Source organism: Bradyrhizobium sp. Kon56 (assembly GCF_055807635.1).
In genome coordinates, this window is the sequence record NZ_JBVVOU010000014.1 from 80,097 (window position 1) to 100,152 (window position 20,056).

Here is a 20,056-nt window from a genome sequence, read left to right on the forward strand (position 1 = left end):
GACAGCCGCCTTGAACAACAAGCCTTCAGCTCTATTTTGCGCTCGAGAAAGCATCCGCTGCGTAGACGACCTTGCCGCCCACGACCGTCAGCAGAGACGCCGTGGCGCCGATCTGCTCGACGGGGATGGACATGAAATCCCGATCGAGAATCGCGAAGTCGGCGAGCTTGCCGGTCTCCAGCGTGCCGCGCCGCGTCTCGTCGAAGCAGAACCACGCGCTTCCCACGGTGTAGAGGCGCAAGGCATCTTCGCGGCTGGGTGTTTCGTCCGGGCCGCGCGTCGAGAGTCCGCCGACGGTCTTGCCGTCGAGCATCCATTGCAGCGCCACGAACGGATTGTAGGATGCGACCCGATGCGCATCCGTGCCGGCCCCGACATGGACTCCCATGCGCAACGCCGTGACGAGGGGTGGCATGCTGCGGGCGGCTTCGCCGACCTGCGCCACGATACGGTCACCTCCGAGATACATCGCGTCCTGCATGGTCCAGCCGATACCAAGGGCTTTCATGCGCGCCAGCGTTTGGGGCGAGGTGTTGTCGAGATGGGCGATGGACCAGCGCAACGGCGCGAGCGGCGTCTCCTTGTTGACCTCGTCATAGAGGTCCAGGAGGTGATGGACGGATTTGTCTTCCTGCCAGTGGATGGTGACTGTCAGCCCTTGTTTGGCCGCCCAGCGAATGATCTCGCGGAACTTGTCCTTGGCGGCCGCGTCAGGCGCATTGTTGTTGTACATGGCGCCGGTGATCCGCTCGCCTAGTCCGTTGAACCGCAGCATGTCGTCGCCGAATCCCATCGGCAGGAACGGCGTGAGAGTCTTGTACTCGTCGAATTCCGCGCCGACATTCTGGGCGAACAGGCTGAAGGCAACGCGAACCGACAATGATTTGTCACGCCAGAGCTTTTGCAAGGCCGCGTAGTGGCTGGGATAGATGCTGAAGCCGCCGGGATCCACGATCCCGGTCACGCCGAGACGATTGAGCTCCGTGAAGAACTGCCGGGTCCCGGCGACATTCTCTTCGAAATTCGGCCTCGGCAGCCGATCGAACAGCGCGGAGATACTGACGATGGAGCCGTTGAGCCACCCCGTGGCGTCGCCCGATGCGGCGCGCTCAGTCGTGATACCGGCCGGCAACTGATCCGCGGACATCCCGAGGGCTTGCTGCGCTTTTGGCGTCATCAGCACCGCCGAATAGAACAGCTGGATGTAAGCCGGATTGTCGGGAACGGCCGCCATCACCTCGGCGAGCGTTGGCCGCCGCTTCTCAGTAAACTGCAATTCGCTCCAGCCGCCGGCCACGATGATCCAGGATGCCGGGCGCGCTGTTGCCGCCTGGCGCAAGCGTTCCATGGCCTCGGGAATCGTCTTTGCGCCGATCCAGTTGACCTCGGTTGCGTAGGTGAGGCCGGCGCGCACGGCGTGAATATGGGAATCGATCAATCCCGGAATGATGGTGCGTCCACCTGCGTCGACCCGGCGCGTCGCGGGCCCGATCAGGCCTTCCACGGCATCGTTGCCGCCAATAGCAACGATCCTGCCGTCGCGGACTGCGAGAGCCTGCGCGATCGTCGATGCGGGATCCAGCGTCACGAGCTTTGCGTTCGTGACAATGAGGTCGGCCTTTTGTGCGTAAGCCAAACTGGCCCAGCACGAGATCAGCAATATTGCCAGAAGCTTGCGCATGGTCAGTCCCGAAATGAGAGAGGCAGGTGTGAAAGAGGCCGAAGCGGCGCCACACATCCGCCGCTGGATGCGCTCGCGGACATCGCGTGTCGCAACGGGGAGTGTCGTGATATTGATCATGTCTGGCACCAACAAAATCAGCCGGCCCACCGAAAAATTTGGTGGCGGCCCAAGCAATTGATGTTGCAGCCGCCTTCGCCCGCCTCGCAGCAGTTCGTCCGTCTTCGCTCTCACTTCGTTCAATCTACGCCGGACACCACGCTTCGCCCTCGTTCTCCGCGCGGCTGCGCCACCCGTAGCCCGAGGTCAAGAAAGAACCGCCCGGACGCATCGCATCACAGGCGCGCCCGCATCCAAAGCGCTCGACGAGGCCGGCGACGAGAGCGCCCGAACGACGCCTTGCCTTCGAACGGCACGACCCGTTTTTCCGGTGGATTGTGGTAAGCGGAAAGAAAAGGCCGCGCCTTCGGGTGCGCGGCCTTCGTTGCGTTCAGACGGACCGCTCTCACCAGTGGTGGCGATGCCAGCGGTGCCGAACGACCGGGTAGGATCCGCGGTAATAGGCGTATGCAGGTCGCACGACTCGACGGTAGCGGTAGCCGTAGGACACGGGCGCCGTGTAGTAAGTCGTGGTGGCGTACCCGCCACCCCAGCGATACGGCTCGTCATACCCGTAGTCGTACGCATAGGGTCCGCCGTAATAGCCCGCTCCATAGTAGCCGGGGCCACCGTAGTAGCCATAACCTGGTCCCCATCCATACGCCGACGAGGCAAGCCCGCCGATCACAGCGCCGGCCAACAGGCCGCCGGCGATGCCCGGTCCCCAGCCCCCTCGCCAGTGGGCTTCTGCAGGAGACGTGGCGGCCACCGAGGACAGACCAAGAGCGCCGACCAGCAGCGCCGACATCGCGATCTTCTTCATCGAGATTCCTTTCACATTGCTGCGCCCTGTCGATAACGGGAAAAATAGGCAATGGTTGCAGCTGCACCCCCGCGGCGAGGGGGCAATGGATCCTCGCCTCCTGACTCACCTCCTTTCGTATACTTCCGGGAAAAACTGGAAACCTTCCAGATTGCCTTGAGTTGGCAGCGACTGGGTTCGGTCTCCGGAGAGAGTAAGTATGGTCGACGAAGTCGTCTTGAAGAACGCCACGGAGACCGCCTGGACGGTGTATCGGGCGCGGCACCCCGAGGTCGATGCGCATGACAGCCGGCGCTGCCTTCTGGAGCGCCACCTCCACAGCAGGTCGGAAGCGCGAGAGAGCGATACCGAAGAACTCGCTGGCTTGGGATAGCCTACCTGCAGCGGCTTCCTCCAGACGAATGTTGACGATCGTGAAGACGCTCGCAGCGCGCGTGGTCCGTGGAAGCACGAGGCCCAATTGGACGCTGCTTGCGATTTCATCCCTCATTTCCGCTGGGATCGTCACGGTCCTGCGGTCCGTGTTCGGGGCCTAGCCGATGCGGATTGCCCAGCTTGCTCCCTTGGCCGAGAGCGTACCTCCAAAGCTCTACGGCGGCACCGAGCGTGTGATAGCCTGGCTGGTGGACGAACTGGTCGAATCCGGGCACGACGTCACCCTGTTCGCAAGCGGGGACTCGAAGACGAAGGGAAAGCTCCACGCGGTGTGGCCGCGCGCGTTGCGCCTGGGGCGGAAGGGTGCGGATCCGAACGCCGCCTGCGCGCTTCTGATCGAGGCCATCGCCGAGCGCGCGCGCGACTTCGACGTGATCCACTCCCACGTCGACTGGTTGCCTCTTCCGGTGCTGAGCCGGACCGGCGTGCCTTTCCTGACGACGATGCACGGTCGGCTCGATCTGCCCGGCCTGCCCCAGGTAATCGGTGCCTTTGCGGACGCTCCATTCGTCTCGATTTCCGCCGACCAGCGTCGGCCGCTTCCGGAAGCGAACTGGATCGCGACGATCCAGCACGGACTGACCAAGGACATGTTTAGGCCCTCCTACGAACCAGGTTCGTACCTGGCCTTTCTGGGGCGGCTGACGGCGGACAAGGGTCCGGAGGACGCTATACGAATCGCGCGCGCGGCCCGGATGCCGCTGCGGATCGCGGCCAAGATCCCTCGGGCGGAGACGGCCTACTTCAAGAACGAGCTCGAGCCGAACATCGATGGCCAGGCGGTTCAGCTCGTCGGCGAGGTCGACGACGCGAAGAAGCAGCCGTTTCTCGCGAACGCAGCGGGCCTGCTGTTTCCGATCGATTGGCCCGAGCCGTTCGGTCTGGTGATGATCGAGGCGATGGCCTGCGGGACACCCGTGATCGCTTATCGATCAGGCTCGGTACCGGAAGTCGTGGAGGATGGCGTCACGGGCTTCATCGTCGACGGTGAGGAGCAGGCGATCAGAGCAGTGAAAGAACTGGGCCGGCTGGACAGACGAGTGGTCCGCGCCCGGTTCGAGGAGCGCTTCGCCGCAAGCCGGATGGCGAAGGAGTACGACGCCCGATATCGCGACTTGGTCGCTCGCAGAGGACGCCTCGCGTGAGAGATCTATTGCGCGGCTGGTTTGTCGGACAGGCGCGATCGAATCCTTGGCAATCCGTTCCCCGTCGGGAACAAGCGGTAATTCGGGGCGTTGAAGCCGGGCATCCGAACGGATGCGGCTCACGTTGGAGGAGATAATCCATGAAAAGCTTCCTTGCCGTCGCGTTGCTTGGCACTGCTGTGATCGGCGGCGCTGCTTTCGCGCAATCCACTCAGCCCGTCGATCGCACGGCGCCGGCGGCCACCGCCCACCCCGCCGATGCGAAGATGGCGTTCAAGGGAAATTGGCGCGCCTCGAAGCTGATGGGCCTGAACGTCTACAACGAGGCCAACGAGAAGCTCGGCGATGTCAACGAACTGCTCGTCGACAAGAACGGCAAGATCAACGCGGTGGTTATCGGCATCGGTGGCTTCCTCGGCATGGGCGAGCACGACATCGCGGTCTCCATGGACAAGCTGAAGTTCGTTGAAGAGCCGGTTCGAACGAGCTCGAGCGGCACGTCGACCCCGGCCCGCGACACCACCACGACCGGGACCGCGTCCACAACCACGACGAACCGCACCGCGAACGATTGGGTTCCTGACCACGCCGTCATGAGCGGCAATAAGGAGCAGTTGAAGGCGCTACCGCAGTTCAAATATTCGGACTACAACTAAGCGCGACGAGTGCTCTCGGCGAATTGGGGCCCCATTACGGGGCCCTTTTTTGTGCCCACAGGCTAGTGTACCGATCTGGCGCAATGAAAAACGGCCCGCCCAAATCATTGGGCGGGCCGTTCATCCGTGCGGGGTCATCCGCTCAGTGCATGTGAACCAGGAAATAGCCGACGCCGCCAACAACCAGGACGGCTGGAACGGCCCACAAAATCAGTACGGGCATTTTTTCCTCCAATCGTTGTCAGAATGCTTAAACGGCTCTTACCGCCGTCGCGACTATTACTGCTCGGTGCAGACCTTCGTGGTCTTGACCGCGGACTCTGCCTCTACCTTGGTCTTGTAGACGCCGTCGCCCACGACCGTCGTGGTGGTTGTGGTCGGCTTGGTGTCGACGATGGTGCACTTCTTGGTGGTGGCATCGCGCACGATGTAGAACTCGGCGGCGCTGGCGGCCTGCGTGCCGAGGGCGAAAGCGGCAAGAGCGCCGCACACGATAAGCTTCTTCATGGTGTTCTCCTCAAAGTGAAAATGACTCGTAAGTAGTCATTGCCAACGACGCTGCGCGACCGAAGTTCCCACTCTCACGATTTGCACAATTTCGGGATAAAAGAAAATGCACATCTCGCGCAATTGCCTAGTTTTCCCCGAATGGAACCACGCGTCTCGCCCCAGGTTGTCCGACGTCCGCATTAAGGAGGTTCAGATGAACAAGCGTTTATTTTTGGCTACCACCGCTGCAGTCGCGATCGCGACTTCCGCTTTTGCCCAGTCTTCTCCGAGCACGTCGAACTCCAATCCGCCGTCTCGTCAGCAGGATTCCACATCCACGACGCCGTCGACTTCGCCGACCAATTCATCTTTGGGATCCGCACAGTCCGCCAATCCTTCGACGAATTCGGCCCAGACGCAGTCGCCGTCCTCGAGCGGTCAGACCGCTGCAGGCCAGCCGTCCAATTCGGGTACCGGCGCCAACACCACGCAGGCGCCTGCCTCGAACAACTCGACCAACCAGGCTCAGACCAATCAGCCGTCCAATCAGACAACTACGCCTTCCAACCAGGCGCAGACCAATTCTCCTTCGAACACGAATACCCAGACGCAGAGCGCCAATCCGCCTGCTCCGGGCAACAACCAGGCACAGTCCCCGGCGGGCAGCGGTTCGACCAACACGGCGCAGCAGCCGAACAATCAGCAGAACACGGCCGATCGCTCCTCGAACACCAACGTGAACGCGTCGGTGAACATCAACGATCAGCAACGGACCCGGATCAGCACGTCGATTTCGCATCTGAACGTGCAGCCCCTCAACAACGTGAACTTCTCGTTGTCGGTGGGCACGGCGGTGCCGCGCGATGTCCGCTTGCAGCCGCTCCCGGCGGAGGTCGTCGAGGTCGTGCCGCAGTACAGAGGCTACAACTTCGTGTTGGTGAAGGACGAGATCGTGATCGTGGAGCCTTCGAGCTACCAGATCGTCGCGGTCCTCCCGTACTCGGGTCGTTCGACCGCGGCTGCGCCGGCCCGCACCGAACAGCGCAAGGTGACGTTCAGCGATCGCGATCGCGAAGTGATCCGCAAGCACGCCAAGGCGCGTTCCGAGGCGCGTCCCGTCGAGCGCGAGCGGCAGACCACCGGCAGCACCGCGCGCACCGAAATCCGCAGGGGTGAGCGCCTGCCGGCAGACGTAGACGTGGAGACGTTCCCCGAGGAGGTCTATCGCGACGCACCGAGCCTGCGGGAGTACCGGTACATCAACCGGGATAGCCGGACTTACATCGTCGAACCGCAGGAACGTCGCGTCATCGAAGAGATCGATTGATCTCGTCACAATAAGGAGAACGAACATGAGGACTATTGCTCTCGTAGCGTTTGCGGCCACCGCCATGCTCGCGTCGGCGGCCTCGGCAGCTCCGCTCAATCCCAGTCTGGTTGGATCGGAGGAGGCGGCAAACGTCGATCAGGTTCGCCTGGTCTGCAACGAGTACGGCCGCTGCTTCCGCACCCGCGGTCCCCGCTATGTGCAGCGTTACTACGGCGACGATGACAGCTACGTCGTGCGCAGGAGCTATGGCTCCTACGGCGGTCCGGGCTATTACGATCGCGGATACGGCTATTACGGAGGCGGGCCGAGCATCGGCTTCAGCTTCGGTACCGGCCGCTGGTGATCGATGATCTAGGCGCCGCCCGCAAGGGCGGCGCCATTCTGGATGGATCGACAGTTCAGTCTGCCGCTCCAGCGGGCCTCGTGTGGCTGCCAACGATAGGCAGCCGATCAGCCTCGCGCAGCAGTCAGGCTCAGGCTCATCACGCGTACGACGAGGTTCTGAGAGCGCTACGTCGATCCGCAAGGGAACGATCGGCATTCCACCGCGTCGAGTCCTTGCTCTCGGCCCCCTTGCCCCCCAAAGCCCCAGCCGGGAGCAAAACCTAGCCCATAGGTTGGCGACCTCGACCCCGGTCGAGGTCGTTTATCCGTTTCCCTCGTGAATTCCGGGCGTCGTGCCGGCCGCTGCGGGAGCATCGACCTTCTCCAAGGATCCACGTGAACCGCCCCAGACGATCTTTCTTCCTCGTCGAAGACGAAGCCTTGATCCGAATGATGCTCGTCGACATGATCGAGGAGCTTGGACACGCTGTCGTCGCCGAGGCAGGGCGGATCGAGGATGCGGTGCGACTTGCGCACGATCCGGCCTTCGATATTGCCATCCTAGACATCAACCTCGGAGGTCCGACAAGCACTCCCGTCGCGGAAATTCTCGCGAAGAGATCTGTTCCGTTCGTCTTCGCGAGTGGCTACGGGCAAGAAGATATACCCGAGGGCTTCAAGAATAGACCGATGCTGCGCAAGCCCTTCCAGTTGGATGGTCTTGACCGAGCGATCCAAGCGGCCGTGGCGGAGCATGAGAACTAGCCGCGTTCCACCTTCGAACCGGTCTCCTGCCGCTGCGGATTCAGATCTGCTTCGAGTTCGGATATAATGTCCTGCAGCAGCCGCGCAGCCAAAGGATCCGTCGTCTCGGCGTGAAGCTTGCGGAATCGGTCCAGTTCCTCGGCGTGTTTTGGTGATCGATCGACCATAGTGTTCTCGCAAGCTCCGACATCATCTACGTCACAAGCCGTCCATGGTTGCAGAGGAAATCCGAAAATGCTTCGCGGTCTTCAGCTGTCGAGCGCGATCGAGACTTGCACCTCGCAGCCTTGCGAAAGAGGCTTCCTCGCGACGGTGCCCTTCATGTGGGTGGCGAGGAGGTTGATGAGCCGAGTGCCAAGTCCGCTCTTCGCTTCCGCGGAGCAACCGATTCCGTCGTCCCTGAACGTGGGTTTCCTTGGCCCGCAGCTCGACCTCCACCGAGCCGTGGCGGCCCTCCGGAAATGCGTACTTGAAGCAGTTCGTTGACGATCAGCCCGATCGAGGCCGCCTGCGAACTCCTCACCCAGATGTCCTCGCAGCGGACCCGGATCGAGATCGTGCGCACGCCCCGGTGAAAATCCGCAAGGCTGGCGCATAAGGACTCGATGTCCGGCGCCAGCGCGATCCGGCTGGTGTCCGCCGTCTCGCGCAGCCGGTCGTGAACCTTTGCGACGTCCACCCGGCTTACCGCGGACGCAATCGCCCTCTGCACGCCCGGGTCGGTTTCGGAGCGGGCCTGCAGCCTGAGAATCGATACGATAGTGGCGAGGTCGTTCCCGCGTTCGATGTGCGAGCTCCTGGAGCAGAACGTCCCCCGGCGGTCGAGGCCGGCCGGGGTATGAGGTACGTCATGGCGAGAACGGCGGCCGCGGCTGTCGCAACAATTCCACACCCGCGGCCGAAAAGGACAGATGACAAGAAGATGGCGGCAATGAAAAGCAGGAGCGGGTAGGATCGAAGGTATTCATCCGCCATCACCCTGGCGAAAAAGGCGAGACCGACGAGGCCGAGGGTGGGGAGGTAGCGCACCCAGACCGGAAAATCTGACTTGGCCGTGAAGAGGCGGTGCAGAAAGGCTTCCATGGAAGGCCAACGTTCCGCCCAGCCGCGCTGTTCCGAGGAAGGATTGCTCGTCGCTCGGTACTCCGGACTTCAGTGCGGTAATACCTTCTTAGGCCGCGTGTGCGACGGCTCTCGGCGCCGCGAGCTTGTCAGGGACAACCCGGACGGGCTTGAACTCGGTTTCGGTTTCAGCAACGCCTTCGCACCGGACTCACAAAGCCATGGACGATCGTGGTTACCGGCTCTTGGCGCTCCAGCTTCGACATGAACCATCGCATCTCGATCCTGCACCTCATGCAGGTGGGCGACTCCAGTTCGGACAGTGAATTCTTCAGACGATCTACCATTCGGCGAAGTCTGCTGCGCGGTACGATACCACGGCCGTTCGAGACGTCTGTAGGATTTGGGACGCAAGCGGCCGGCAGTCTATTCCTCTGGTCGCAACTGAACCTCACATAGGGAGCCACTTTGCCATGCAAGAACGTTCGGGAGGCAAAGCGGTCCGCACAAAAGTGCTTTCATTGGTGGGCCCGGCAGGACTCGAACCTGCAACCAGACCGTTATGAGCGGCCGGCTCTAACCATTGAGCTACAGGCCCCGCCGCGAGACGGACGCGAAAGCTGCGGCCGGCAACGGTGCGCGGTTCGTTTACAGGGACGGAGGCGGGGGTGCAATGCTGGCTCCGGCGGATGGAAACGTCGGCGCGGCAAAGCCTAAGATTTTTGAATAACCGAAATTGGCGATGATGCCCTTATAGTCCTGTTTTGCCCGACGGCGCAAGCCCATCTCGCCGAGCCTTCGCCCCGCCCTCCGGCAATCGCGCCAGGGGGCTCGGTTTTCGATTTTGTAACCCCTTGTGATCGCTTGATGTTTCTACTGTGCATGGGGTTGTTTTCGCACATTTTGTTGGGAGGGGGTCTTCCGATCCCCTCCGATGTCGCGTTGGCGCGCTGGAGGCTTGCGGCAGTTCCCCGGCGCTAGTCCACCGACACACCGGCGAACTCCACCACCTTGCGCCACTTCTCGGTCTCGTCGGTGACCAGCTTGCCGAACTCGGCCGGCGTCATCGGCTTGGGGATGCCGCCCGTCTCGGTGAGGCGCGCGACCAGCTTCGGGTCCTTCAGCGCTTCGTTGACGGCCTTGTTGAGGGTCTCGATCACGTCGGCCGGCGTGCCCTTCGGCGCGGAGATGCCGTAGAAGCCGACCGATTCGAAGCCGGGCAACGTCTCCGCAATCGCGGGCACGTCGGGCACGCTCGGCCAGCGCTGCGGCGAGGTCACCCCGAGCGCGCGGACATTGCCGCCCTTGGCCTGCTCCATCGCGGAGGGGAGGTTGTCGAAGATCAGCTGCACCTTGTTGGAGATGATGTCGGGGAACGCGATCGCAGATCCCCTATAGGGCACGTGCACCATGTCGCACTTGCTCATCACCTTGAACAGCTCCGCCGACATGTGCACCGAGGTGCCGTTGCCGGACGAGGCAAAGGAGATCTTGCCGGGATTGGCCTTGCAGTAGTCGATGAACTCCTGAACCGTCTTCGCGGGAAAGGCGTTGGAGACGACCAGCATGTTGGTGAGCTGCATGATGCTGGCGACCGGCACGGTGTCGCGCAGGAAGTCGAACGGCAGCTTCTTGTAGAGCGAGGTCGAGATCGCGTTGTTGGGCGCGACGAACAGCAGCGTGTAGCCGTCCGGCGGCGAGGTGATCGCGGCAGCGGCCGCGATGTTGCCGCCCGAGCCGGTGCGGTTCTCGACGATGAACTGCTGGCCGAAGCGGTCGGTCAGCCACTGCGCCATGATCCGCGCCACGATGTCGACCGGGCCGCCGGCGGAGAAGCCGATGATCCAGTGCACGGGACGGTCGGGATAAGCGGCAGAGGCGGGAGGTGCGGCGCCCAACAGCGTTGCGAGGAAAACCAGCCCGAAAACACTGTTACGCAAAATTCGCAACATGACGCCTCCCATTGTTCTATTGTCGTTGGGCTGCATGCTTTCACAAAATCGGGGCGCTGCCTACATCGCCGCAAGTCGATGTTGACGCGCCCCCGCCGGGACCGACCATGAGATTCGCTTTTGTTTTCCTTCTCGGCGCGGCGCTGCTTTCAAGCCCCGCTGCCGCTCAAACCGGAGGCAACGCCATTCCGACCACGACACCTGGCCTGACGATCAGCTTGGGCACCGCGACGCCCGGCGGCGGCTTTCCGCTCTATGGCAACGCCTTCGCGCAAGCGATGAACGCGGCCGATCCGCAAGTGATCATCGCCCCGCGCAACACCAAGGGCAGCAACGAGAACATTCCGCTGCTGGAGAAGGGCGAGCTCGATCTCGCTCTGGTCGCGGGCGAGCCGGCCTATGAAGCCTTCGCCGGCATCGGCCGTGCGAAGGTCTCGTTGAAGATTCTCACGGCGATCTATTCCAACCCCGGCATGTTCGTGGTGCGCGCGGACAGTCCGTACAAGACCATTCGCGATCTCGTCGGTCAGCCCGTCGCGTTCGGCGCCAAGGGCTCGGGCCTGCCGATCCTGGCGCGCTACGTGCTCGATGGCCTCGGCCTGAAGCAGGACGAGGACTTCAAGGCGATCTATCTCGACCGCGCCGGCGACGGCCCCGCGATGGTCGAGGATGGCCGCGTCGCAGCACTCTGGGGCGCCGGCATCGGCTGGCCCGGCTTTGCGGCGGTAGCCTCGAGCGCGTCAGGGGCGCGCTTCATCGCGCCTGATAGGGAGGAGATCACGCGCATCCGCGCCAAGCACGCGTTCCTCAAGCCGCTCACCGTGCCGGCCGGCAGCTACCCGAAACAATCCGAGCCGATCGCCTCGCTCGGGTCCTGGAGCTTTGTGCTGACGCGCGAAGATCTGCCCGACGATGTTGCCTATCGCTTGGCGAAGACGCTTCACGGTGTCGAGCCGAAATTCTGCAAGCAGCTCGCGCAGGCCTGCGAGACCACGGCCGCCAACACCGTCGCCGCCGCGCCGAAGCCCGAGCTGATCCATCCCGGCGTGATGAAGTACTTTCGCGAGATCGGGGTAGTGAAGTAGGGCGCTTCCTTCCTTCTCCCCCTGTGGGAGAAGGTGGCGCGAAACGCCGGATGAGGGGTATCTCTCCGCGAACTCAACAGCGAGTTGGACTCGCGGAGACAACCCCTCACCCGGCTTCGCTTCGCGAATCCACCCTCTCCCGCAAGGGGAGAGGGTGCACCGTCAGCGCGGCGTCGCTACACCCTCACTTCTTCACCATCGCGCACGCCGGGTCCGGCGGACCGAACGCCTTGTCGCCCGAGATCGTGGTGAGGATCTTGTAATAGTCCCACGGATATTTGCTTTCCTCCGGCGTCTTCACCTGCACCAGCCACAGATCGTGCACCATCAGATTGTCTTCGCGTAAGCGGCCGTTGCGGGCGAAGAAATCCTCGATCGGCTTTTCCCGCATTTTGGCGGCCACCTTGAGCGGATCGTCGGTGCCGGTGTCCTTGATGGCGTTGAGATAGTGCATCACGCTCGAATAGACGCCGGCCTGCCACATCGACGGCATCTTGTTCATCTTGGCGAAGTAGCGCTTCGACCATTCGCGGGTCTTGTCGTCCAGGTCCCAATAGAACGATGTCGTCAGCAACAGCCCTTGGGCTGCCTGCAGGCCGAGGCCGTGGATGTCGGTGATCAGCGCCAGCAGCGCCGCCATCTGCTGGCCGCCCTTGAACACGCCGAATTCGGAGCCGGTCTTGATCTCGTTCATGTTGTTCGGCGGACCCGCCGCGATGCCGATGATCTTGGCCTTGGAGGCCTGCGCCTGCAGCACGAAGGAGGAGAGGTCGGGCGTCGCCAGCGGCGGCTTCACCGAGCCCAGCACCTTGCCGCCATTGGCGGTCACGACCGCCGAGGCGTCGCGCTCCAGCGAATGGCCGAAGGCATAATCGTCGGTGATGAAGAACCAGCTGTCGCCGCCGCGCTTGACCACCGCGTCCGCGGTGCCGACCGCGAGCGCGCGGGTGTCGAACACCCACTGGATCGCATAAGGCGAGCAGAACTTGCCGTGGAAATCGGCGGTGCCGGTGGAGTGGGTGATGAACAGCCGCTTCTTCTCGTTGGCCATGTTCTGCACCGCGAGCCCGACCGCGGAGACCGGTACGTCGACGATCAGATCGACCTGGTCGACGTCGTACCAGCGCCGCGCGATGGCGCCGCCGATATCGGCCTTGAGCTGGTGGTCGCCGACGACGATGCTGATCGGCTTGCCGAGCACGGTGCCGCCGAAATCGTCGATCGCCATCTGCGCCGCCGTCACCGAACCCTGGCCGGTCGGCGCCGAGGCCGGACCGTTCATGTCGGTGAGCACGCCGATCTTGACGACGTCGTCGGACACCTGCGCCATTGCGGCGCCCGGCAGCAGCGTCGCCGCCAGGAACGTCGCTGCAAAGCCGGCAGCGACCGGCAGTCCAAATCTCGTTGGCTTCATATTTGTCCTCCCCTGATCCGGCGCGTTGGCCGGTGTACCCCCGGGTATGGCCCGGCTGAATTGGTTTCTTTTGCAACTATTTGGGGGCGGGCGTCAACGTCAGGCGGCGAAGCGGATTTGTCCGGCCGGGGAGGGATCGTAGCCGGTCAGCTCCACGGCGCGCTGGAGCAACCGCTTTTCGCCGAGGAACCGGATCAGGCCCTGCATGGCGGGGCGGAAATAGCTGCGGTGCCGCATCGCGAGGTCGAAGTTCTCCCAGACCAGCGGCACGAAATCGAGGCCGGCCGAGCGCGCGGACGCACGCGTCGCGATGCCGCAATCGGCCTGTCCCGCGCGAACGATCTCGGCGAGATCCGGCCCGGTCAGGGCCGGCATCTCGATCCGGCGCAAATCGCGCGTCGAGGCGCCGGCGCGCCTGAGCAGCACATCGAGCAGCATCTGCGCGCCCGTGCCCTGCTGCCGCATCGCCATCCTGACCCCGAGCGCGAGCACGTCGGAAAGGCCGCGCAGCCGCTTGGGATTGCCCGGCGGCAGCACGAGACCCTGCTCGCGGCGCACGCACGCGACCAGCAATGCATCATGCAGGTCCGGAGCGTCACGCAGAGCCGTCGCATTGGCATCGGCGGCAAGATTGCCGTCGGCATCGAGGCTGTGGAAGTGCATTGCCACGGCCATCACCTCGTCCCGCTGCAAGCGCTCGAGCCCGCGCGCGCTGCCCTCGCTCATCGATCCCAGGCCCGAGCCGGATTCGCGCAGACTCCAATCCAGAAGCTCGTCCTGGCTGCCGCCGACGACCGGCGGCGGCTCCGCGATCAGCATGCCGGCCGGACGCGCCAGTCCGGACAGCACCCAGAGGTCGAGTTCGTGCCGCGGGAAGAGCCACTTTCCGGTCACCTTGGTGCAGGGGATCGCACCGGTGGTGACGAGTTCGTAAAGCTTGCGTTCGCCGAGCCGAAGATAGTCGGCGGCTTCGCTGGTCGTCAGGAATTCCATCCTGCATTCCTATGCAAATTCTTGCTTCTTTTTGACGTTCGACGCAGGTGGAATTCTGCATTTCAAGTTTTGTCAGCAAGGACCATGCCCGATCAACTCGCTGCTTTGCAACACATCCCCACGTGCGATCTCTGCTTTGGTGAACGATCCTGAATCGCTGGCGTGGGGCGTGCCTTGCGGCCAGTGGCGCGCGGCGCATTGCCGGAATTTCCCGACACTGCGGGCACAATGTGCAAACACGTCACGAGTGCGGCGCAATCGATCATCATCATGATCGCGTCATAGCCAGTGGGAACCCGATCATGGCCGTCCGCCGCCTCTCCGTTGCATTCGCGCTTCTCTGCGGCCTCGCCGCGAGCGTTGCGGCGTCATCCGCGGAAGACCGCGCCATCGTCATGGCCACGACCACAGCGACGCAGGAGTCCGGCCTGCTCGACTATCTGCTGCCGATCTTCCGTGAGAAGACCGGCATCGAGGTGACGGTGATCGCGCGGCGCGCCGACGAGGTGCTCGAGGGGGCACGAAGGGGCGAAGTCGACGTCGTGCTGATGCATGCACGGCCGCAGGAGGAGAAATTCGTCGCCGACGGTTTTGCCGTGAAGCGCTTCGACGTGATGTACAACGACTATGTGCTGATCGGGCCGAAGAGCGATCCCGCCGGCGTGAAGGGCAAGGACATCGCGACTGCGCTGAAGGCGATCGAGGCCAAGGGCGTACCGTTCGTGACGCGCGGCGACCGCTCGGGCACCCATGCCGCGGAGCTCGCGCTCTGGATCGTCGCCGGCATCGACATCGCCCGCACCAAGGGCGCCTGGTATCGCGAAGCCAAGCAGGACATGGCCTCAGCCCTCGACGCAGCGCGCACGGCGAACGCCTATGTGCTGTCTGACCGTGGCAGCTGGATCGCTTTTCGGGATCGCGGCGATCTCGACATCGTCGTCGAAGGCGACAAGCGGTTGCTCAATCAGTATGGCGTGATGCTGGTGAACCCCGCGAAGTTTCCGAACGTCAAGAAGGAGTTGGGGCAAGACTTCGTCGACTGGCTGATCTCGCCGGACGGGCAGGCGGCGATCGCCGGATACCAGGTCGACGGACAACAGCTGTTCTTCCCCAATGCGGACAAGTCGGGCGGCTGACGGTCGCATCGCCGGCGGTTGCCAAACCGGGCGATGCATGGTCCACCATGACGAATGACCCAGCGCCTGCCGCCATCCCTGACGCCGCTCGACGCCGCGCTCGCCGCGTTGCTGACAGGGCTTGATCCGCTCGCGCCGGTGGAGTTGCCGCTGAGCGAAGCGGCCGGCTGCATCGCGGCCGGCAATCCGCTGCTCGCGGCTCGACCGTCTCGTGACGTCGCTGCCGCGGACGGCTGGGCGTTATGCGCCAATGATCTGGTCGGCGCGTCCTCCTATTCACCGCTGCCGCTGCCGACAGCGCCCGCCTGGGCCGATGCCGGCGACGCGATGCCGGCGGGATGCGACTGTGTGCTCGATGCTGACGCAGTCGAGGTGTCTGGTCCGCTCGCCCAGGTGTTGGCGGAGGGCGTGCCGGGGCAGGGCGTCAGGCGCGCAGGAAGCGACATCGACGGACGAACGCCTGCCGCCGCAGAGGGGTATCCGGTCGGTCCTGCCGCTCTTTTGCTCGCGCGCGCCGCCGGGCTGGACCGGCTGAGCGTGCGCCGTCCGCGGCTGCGCATTGTCAATGTATCAGGTGCAACGCTGACCATGCATTTGATCGCGGACATTGCTCGCGCCGCTGGACTGGATGTGCAGACGAGCGAGGCCGGCGCGCGAGACGCGGGATCGATCGCGGAGACGTTGGGGACGCCTACCTGCGATCTCCTGCTGACGATCGGCGGCAGCGGCGTCGGTCGCAAGGATGCCGCGGTCACGGCGCTGGCCCAGGGTGGTGACGTGATCGCCCATGGTCTTGCGCTCCAGCCCGGACGCACCGCCGCGATCGGGCGGCTGGGAACCATTCCTGTCGTCGGCTTGCCCGGATCGCCGGACCATGCGCTCGCGGTCTGGCTCGCGCTCGTGCTGCCGCTCGTCGACCTTCTGTCGGCGCGGCAGCCGCGCCGACAGATAGTCTTGCCGCTCGCGCGAAAAATTGCATCCAGCGTCGGCATCGCCGAAATGGTCCTGCTGGCCGAGGAACATCATGCGTGGGTGCCGCTTGCGGTAGGAGAATGGCCGCTCCAGGCAATGGCCCGTGCTGATGCATGGCTGCTTGTTCCCGCCGGCCACGAGGGATTTGCAGCGGGCGCGCCGGTCGATGCCTATCTGATGCGGGAATGATATGGGTTTAGCATGACCATGATCCCGCAATCGCAAGTCCGCAGCGCACTCGAACAGGAACAGTTCCTGAAAATCCTTTCCCGCGAGGAGGCCCTGGCACGCTTCGAGGCTGCGCTGTTCCCTCGCGCGATCCCAAGCGAAAGACGCAAGCTCGCAGCAGCGCTCGGCGCGTCGCTTGCTGAAGACATCACTGCGCCAATCGACGTGCCACCGTTCGACCGTTCCAACGTCGACGGCTTCGCGGTGCGCTCAGCGGACCTTGCGACAGCCGGCGAAGGTGCGCAAGTTCGCCTCGGGCTGAATGGCGAGACTATTCACTGCGGCACCGTACCCGCGCTGCAAGTGGCGGCGGGAACGGCAACGCCGATTGCCACCGGCGGTCCGCTGCCGCGCGGTGCCGATGCCGTGGTCATGGTCGAGCATACCCAGCCGGCGGGATCGGCCACCATCGACGTCCGTCGCGCCGCCTCGCCCGGGCAATTCATATCCTACGCAGGATCCGATATCGCGCGCGGCGAGGCGCTGCTGCGCGCCGGCACGATCGTGGGCTCGCGCGAGGTGGGCATGCTGGCGGCTTGCGGTCTTGCCGAGGTGAGCGTCGTGCGCAAACCTCGTGTGGCCGTGATCTCCACCGGCGACGAACTGGTTCCGCCCGGCGAGGTGCTCGCGCCTGCTGCGATTTACGATACCAACGGCGCGATCGTCACTGCTGCGATCGACGAGAACGGCGGAGAGGCGGTTTTCCTCGGCGCCATTCCCGACGACGAAGCTCAGCTCGAAGCCGCCATGCGGCGTGCGCTGGCGGACGCCGACATGCTGGTGCTCTCCGGCGGCACGTCGAAAGGCGCGGGCGACCTGTCCCATCGCATCATCGGTCGGCTCGGCCAGCCCGGCATCATCGCGCATGGCATTGCGCTCAAGCCCGGCAAGCCGCTGTGTCTTGCGGTGTGCGACGGCAAGCCGGTGGTGATCCTGCCGGGTTTTCCGACCTCGGCGATGTTCACCTTTCACGACATGATCGTACCGGTGCTGCGCAAAATGGCCGGACTGCCGCCGCGCTCCGATGCCAAGGTGAACGCGACCGTGCCGGTGCGCATTGCTTCCGAGCTCGGCCGCACCGAATTCGTCATGGTCTCGCTGGTCGAAGGCAAGGACGGCTTGATCGCTTATCCCTCAGGCAAGGGGTCCGGTGCGATCACGTCGTTCGCGCAGGCCGACGGTTTTCTGCGCATCGACGCACTCGCCGACCAGATGCCGGCCGGGACCGAAGCCGAGGTGACGCTGTTCACGCCGCATGTGCGGGTGCCCGATCTCGTCATCGTCGGCAGTCATTGCGCCGGCCTCGATCTCGTCACGGCGCAACTCGCGCATGCCGGGCTGACCGTGCGCTCGATCGCGGTCGGCAGTCTCGGCGGACTTGCGGCGGCGCGGCGCGGCGAATGCGATCTGGCGCCGATCCATCTGTTCGACGACAAGAGCGAGACCTACAATGCGCCTTACCTCGTCGAAGGTCTCGAACTCGTGCCGGGCTGGCGACGGATGCAGGGCATCGTGTTCCGCAAGGGCGACAAGCGTTTCGAAGGCCACAGCGCGAAGGACGCCGTCGTCGCGGCGCTCGCTGATCCCTCCTGCATCATGGTCAACCGCAACCAGGGCGCCGGCACGCGCATCCTGATCGACCGGTTGCTCGGTGGTGCGCGCCCGGAAGGCTACTGGAACCAGCCACGCTCGCACAACGCGGTGGCCGCGGCGGTCGCGCAGCATCGCGCCGACTGGGGCATGACCATTGCGCCGGTCGCCAAGGCGGTCGGCCTCGGTTTCATTCCGCTCGCGGAGGAGCATTATGACTTCGCGTTGGTGACGGCGCGGAAGCAGCGTCCGGCCGTGCGGGCCTTTCTCGATGCGCTCGGCTCGGACGAAGCGCGTGCCGCGCTGGAGCGGGCCGGATTCCGGCCGGCGTAGAGCTTGGTTAGGACGCCGCATCCAGTGCGGCGAGCCGCTCGGCTTCCGCGATATCCTCGACCGTATTGGCATTGAAGAACGGATCGAGCGGTTCGCTCGGCCACGTCACGGTCGCGAGCGGATAACGCGCGGTCCAGCGGTCGATCTTGCGGAGATCCTCGACCACCAGCGCGTGACGCAGTTCGTCTCGCAAGCCAACGCGCCACAAGCCTATCACCGGATGCGACTGGCCGCCCGACGCCGCAACGGCGAGCTCGGCATTCGCCGCGATGCGTTCGTCATGCAAGCGCGCGACCAGATGGCGCGGCAGGAATGGACAGTCGCCGGCGGCACTGAGCACCCATTCCACCTCAGGCCGGTTCGCCGCGGTCCAGTCGAGCGCGGCAAGGATGCCGGCGAGTGGACCGGGAAAGCCGGGCACGTCGTCGGCGACGACCTGCAAACCGAACGCGGCGAAGCGGGCGGGATCGCCGTTGGCATTGAGGATCAGCCCGCTGCATTGGGGTGATAGGCGCGCGATCACGCGTTCCAGAATGGTGCGGCCGCCAATAGTGCGCATCGGCTTGTCGCCGCCGCCCATGCGCCGCGCGAGGCCGCCGGCGAGCAGCACGCCTTGCGTGGTCGGACAGCTAATCGTCACCACCTTCACCCTTGCGCTTGTGCTTGGCCGATTCCTCCTCGACATAAGCGAGGTTCTGGTCGTAGACGATGCGCTCTTCCCCCGACAACGCGATGAAGCGTTTGCCGCGCGCGCGGCCGACCAGCGTCAAGCCCACCTGCCGGGCGAGATCGACGCCCCAGGCGGTGAAGCCGGAGCGCGACACCAGGATCGGAATTCCCATGCGGACCGTCTTGATCACCATCTCAGAGGTGAGCCGTCCCGTGGTATAGAGGATCTTGTCGGATGCATCGACGCCGTGGCGGTACATCCAGCCCGCGATCTTGTCGACGGCGTTGTGACGGCCGACATCCTCGGTGTAGCAGAGCGGCTCCCCCTCCCTGCACAGCACGCAGCCGTGGATCGCACCGGCCTCCAGATAGAGCGAGGGCATGGTGTTGATGGTCTGCGTCATCTGGTACAGCCAGGAGGTCCGCAGCTCCGCCTTCGGCAACGCCACGCTCTCGACCGCCTCCAGCAGATCGCCGAAGGCGGTGCCCTGCGCGCAGCCCGATGTCTGCGTGCGCTTCTTCAGCTTGGCTTCGAAATTGGTGTGATGCTCGGTGCGCACCACCACCACCTGGAGGTCGTCGTCGTATTCGACCTCGGTGACCGCGTCATTATACTTCAGCATGTTCTGGTTGAGCAAATAGCCCAGCGCCAGATATTCCGGATAGTCGCCGATCGTCATCATGGTGACGATCTCCTGCGAATTCAGGTAGAGCGTCAGCGGGCGCTCCACCGGCACCTTGATCTCGATTCTGGCGCCGGACTGGTCGGTCCCGGTCACGCTCTCGGTGAGGCGCGGGTCGTCGGTATCAGGGACGATCAGGGGCACTGGGGCTTTGTCGATCTTCATCATGGCCGCGACGTTAGCATGACATTC

The 20,056-nt window shown here is 64.1% G+C and carries 20 protein-coding genes and 1 tRNA gene; 10 read left to right on the forward strand and 11 right to left on the reverse strand.

What is annotated here, in order from left to right; translation table 11 throughout:
* Positions 1-31: 31 nt before the first annotated feature.
* Both AC0L3B_RS22265 and AC0L3B_RS22270 read right to left on the reverse strand, forming a co-directional pair.
* Positions 32-1,681, reverse strand: a complete 1,650-nt coding sequence (locus AC0L3B_RS22265) for an amidohydrolase (protein ID WP_247489636.1) — start codon at positions 1,679-1,681, stop codon at positions 32-34.
* 505 nt (positions 1,682-2,186) lie between these two features.
* The gene (locus tag AC0L3B_RS22270) at positions 2,187-2,618 is read right to left on the reverse strand and encodes a hypothetical protein (protein ID WP_240543239.1); all 432 of its coding nucleotides are present in this window, start codon (positions 2,616-2,618) and stop codon (positions 2,187-2,189) included.
* A gap of 184 nt (positions 2,619-2,802) precedes the next feature.
* Between AC0L3B_RS22270 and AC0L3B_RS22275 the strand changes: the two genes are divergently transcribed.
* The 3 genes from AC0L3B_RS22275 to AC0L3B_RS22285 all read left to right on the forward strand — a co-directional run bounded on the left by AC0L3B_RS22275 (position 2,803) and on the right by AC0L3B_RS22285 (position 4,839).
* The gene (locus AC0L3B_RS22275) at positions 2,803-2,976 is read left to right on the forward strand and encodes a hypothetical protein (RefSeq protein ID WP_240543238.1); all 174 of its coding nucleotides are present in this window, start codon (positions 2,803-2,805) and stop codon (positions 2,974-2,976) included.
* Between the two features lie 166 nt (positions 2,977-3,142).
* On the forward strand, positions 3,143-4,183 hold the full coding sequence (locus AC0L3B_RS22280; RefSeq protein WP_085350353.1) for a glycosyltransferase family 4 protein: 1,041 nt from the start codon (positions 3,143-3,145) through the stop codon (positions 4,181-4,183).
* Between the two features lie 140 nt (positions 4,184-4,323).
* Positions 4,324-4,839, forward strand: coding sequence for a PRC-barrel domain-containing protein (locus tag AC0L3B_RS22285; RefSeq protein WP_085350354.1), 516 nt, complete (start codon positions 4,324-4,326; stop codon positions 4,837-4,839).
* A 279-nt stretch (positions 4,840-5,118) separates the two neighbouring features.
* Here AC0L3B_RS22285 and AC0L3B_RS22290 read toward each other — a convergent pair whose 3' ends face one another.
* Positions 5,119-5,346, reverse strand: a complete 228-nt coding sequence (locus tag AC0L3B_RS22290; RefSeq protein ID WP_085350355.1) for a hypothetical protein — start codon at positions 5,344-5,346, stop codon at positions 5,119-5,121.
* 196 nt (positions 5,347-5,542) lie between these two features.
* Between AC0L3B_RS22290 and AC0L3B_RS22295 the strand changes: the two genes are divergently transcribed.
* The 3 genes from AC0L3B_RS22295 (at position 5,543) to AC0L3B_RS22305 (ending at position 7,747) form a co-directional block, all read left to right on the forward strand.
* Positions 5,543-6,655, forward strand: coding sequence for a DUF1236 domain-containing protein (locus AC0L3B_RS22295; RefSeq protein ID WP_473381085.1), 1,113 nt, complete (start codon positions 5,543-5,545; stop codon positions 6,653-6,655).
* A 25-nt stretch (positions 6,656-6,680) separates the two neighbouring features.
* Complete coding sequence (locus tag AC0L3B_RS22300; RefSeq protein ID WP_085350357.1) at positions 6,681-7,001, forward strand: hypothetical protein; 321 nt, start codon at positions 6,681-6,683, stop codon at positions 6,999-7,001.
* 371 nt (positions 7,002-7,372) lie between these two features.
* Entirely contained in the window at positions 7,373-7,747 is a 375-nt protein-coding gene (locus tag AC0L3B_RS22305; RefSeq protein ID WP_085350358.1) for a response regulator, read from the forward strand.
* On the opposite strand, the gene AC0L3B_RS22310 is transcribed toward AC0L3B_RS22305, so the two are convergent.
* The 4 genes from AC0L3B_RS22310 to AC0L3B_RS22325 all read right to left on the reverse strand — a co-directional run bounded on the left by AC0L3B_RS22310 (position 7,744) and on the right by AC0L3B_RS22325 (position 10,761).
* Positions 7,744-7,914, reverse strand: coding sequence for a hypothetical protein (locus AC0L3B_RS22310; RefSeq protein ID WP_162847249.1), 171 nt, complete (start codon positions 7,912-7,914; stop codon positions 7,744-7,746). The two genes, AC0L3B_RS22305 and AC0L3B_RS22310, sit on opposite strands and share 4 nt — an antisense overlap.
* Positions 7,915-8,066: 152 nt before the next feature.
* Complete coding sequence (locus tag AC0L3B_RS22315; RefSeq protein WP_446482020.1) at positions 8,067-8,639, reverse strand: histidine kinase dimerization/phosphoacceptor domain -containing protein; 573 nt, start codon at positions 8,637-8,639, stop codon at positions 8,067-8,069.
* A 692-nt stretch (positions 8,640-9,331) separates the two neighbouring features.
* Positions 9,332-9,407, reverse strand: a tRNA-Ile gene (locus AC0L3B_RS22320).
* Positions 9,408-9,786: 379 nt separating this feature from the next.
* Positions 9,787-10,761: a Bug family tripartite tricarboxylate transporter substrate binding protein gene (locus tag AC0L3B_RS22325; RefSeq protein WP_473381050.1), complete on the reverse strand. Its 975-nt coding sequence runs from the start codon at positions 10,759-10,761 to the stop codon at positions 9,787-9,789.
* A gap of 107 nt (positions 10,762-10,868) precedes the next feature.
* Between AC0L3B_RS22325 and AC0L3B_RS22330 the strand changes: the two genes are divergently transcribed.
* Positions 10,869-11,846, forward strand: a complete 978-nt coding sequence (locus AC0L3B_RS22330; protein WP_473381051.1) for a TAXI family TRAP transporter solute-binding subunit — start codon at positions 10,869-10,871, stop codon at positions 11,844-11,846.
* 184 nt (positions 11,847-12,030) lie between these two features.
* On the opposite strand, the gene AC0L3B_RS22335 is transcribed toward AC0L3B_RS22330, so the two are convergent.
* Together AC0L3B_RS22335 and AC0L3B_RS22340 are read right to left on the reverse strand one after the other, a co-directional pair.
* Positions 12,031-13,260 (reverse strand): ABC transporter substrate-binding protein, encoded by a 1,230-nt coding sequence (locus tag AC0L3B_RS22335; protein ID WP_018456163.1) that lies wholly within the window; start codon positions 13,258-13,260, stop codon positions 12,031-12,033.
* Between the two features lie 99 nt (positions 13,261-13,359).
* Entirely contained in the window at positions 13,360-14,253 is an 894-nt protein-coding gene (locus tag AC0L3B_RS22340) for a substrate-binding domain-containing protein (protein ID WP_473381052.1), read from the reverse strand.
* 302 nt (positions 14,254-14,555) lie between these two features.
* Between AC0L3B_RS22340 and AC0L3B_RS22345 the strand changes: the two genes are divergently transcribed.
* From AC0L3B_RS22345 to AC0L3B_RS22355, 3 genes are read left to right on the forward strand one after another with little or no spacing between them, the layout of a single operon-like run.
* Positions 14,556-15,389, forward strand: coding sequence for an ABC transporter substrate-binding protein (locus tag AC0L3B_RS22345; RefSeq protein ID WP_247442227.1), 834 nt, complete (start codon positions 14,556-14,558; stop codon positions 15,387-15,389).
* Between the two features lie 54 nt (positions 15,390-15,443).
* Positions 15,444-16,550, forward strand: a complete 1,107-nt coding sequence (locus AC0L3B_RS22350; protein ID WP_085350466.1) for a molybdopterin-binding protein — start codon at positions 15,444-15,446, stop codon at positions 16,548-16,550.
* A gap of 12 nt (positions 16,551-16,562) precedes the next feature.
* Entirely contained in the window at positions 16,563-18,512 is a 1,950-nt protein-coding gene (locus AC0L3B_RS22355) for a molybdopterin biosynthesis protein (protein WP_085350467.1), read from the forward strand.
* Positions 18,513-18,519: 7 nt separating this feature from the next.
* On the opposite strand, the gene mobA is transcribed toward AC0L3B_RS22355, so the two are convergent.
* Both mobA and fdhD read right to left on the reverse strand, forming a co-directional pair.
* Positions 18,520-19,197: a molybdenum cofactor guanylyltransferase MobA gene (gene mobA / locus AC0L3B_RS22360; RefSeq protein WP_249799859.1), complete on the reverse strand. Its 678-nt coding sequence runs from the start codon at positions 19,195-19,197 to the stop codon at positions 18,520-18,522.
* The gene (gene fdhD / locus AC0L3B_RS22365; protein ID WP_018456157.1) at positions 19,142-20,032 is read right to left on the reverse strand and encodes a formate dehydrogenase accessory sulfurtransferase FdhD; all 891 of its coding nucleotides are present in this window, start codon (positions 20,030-20,032) and stop codon (positions 19,142-19,144) included. Before fdhD ends, mobA begins: the two co-directional genes overlap by 56 nt.
* Positions 20,033-20,056 lie beyond the last annotated feature (24 nt).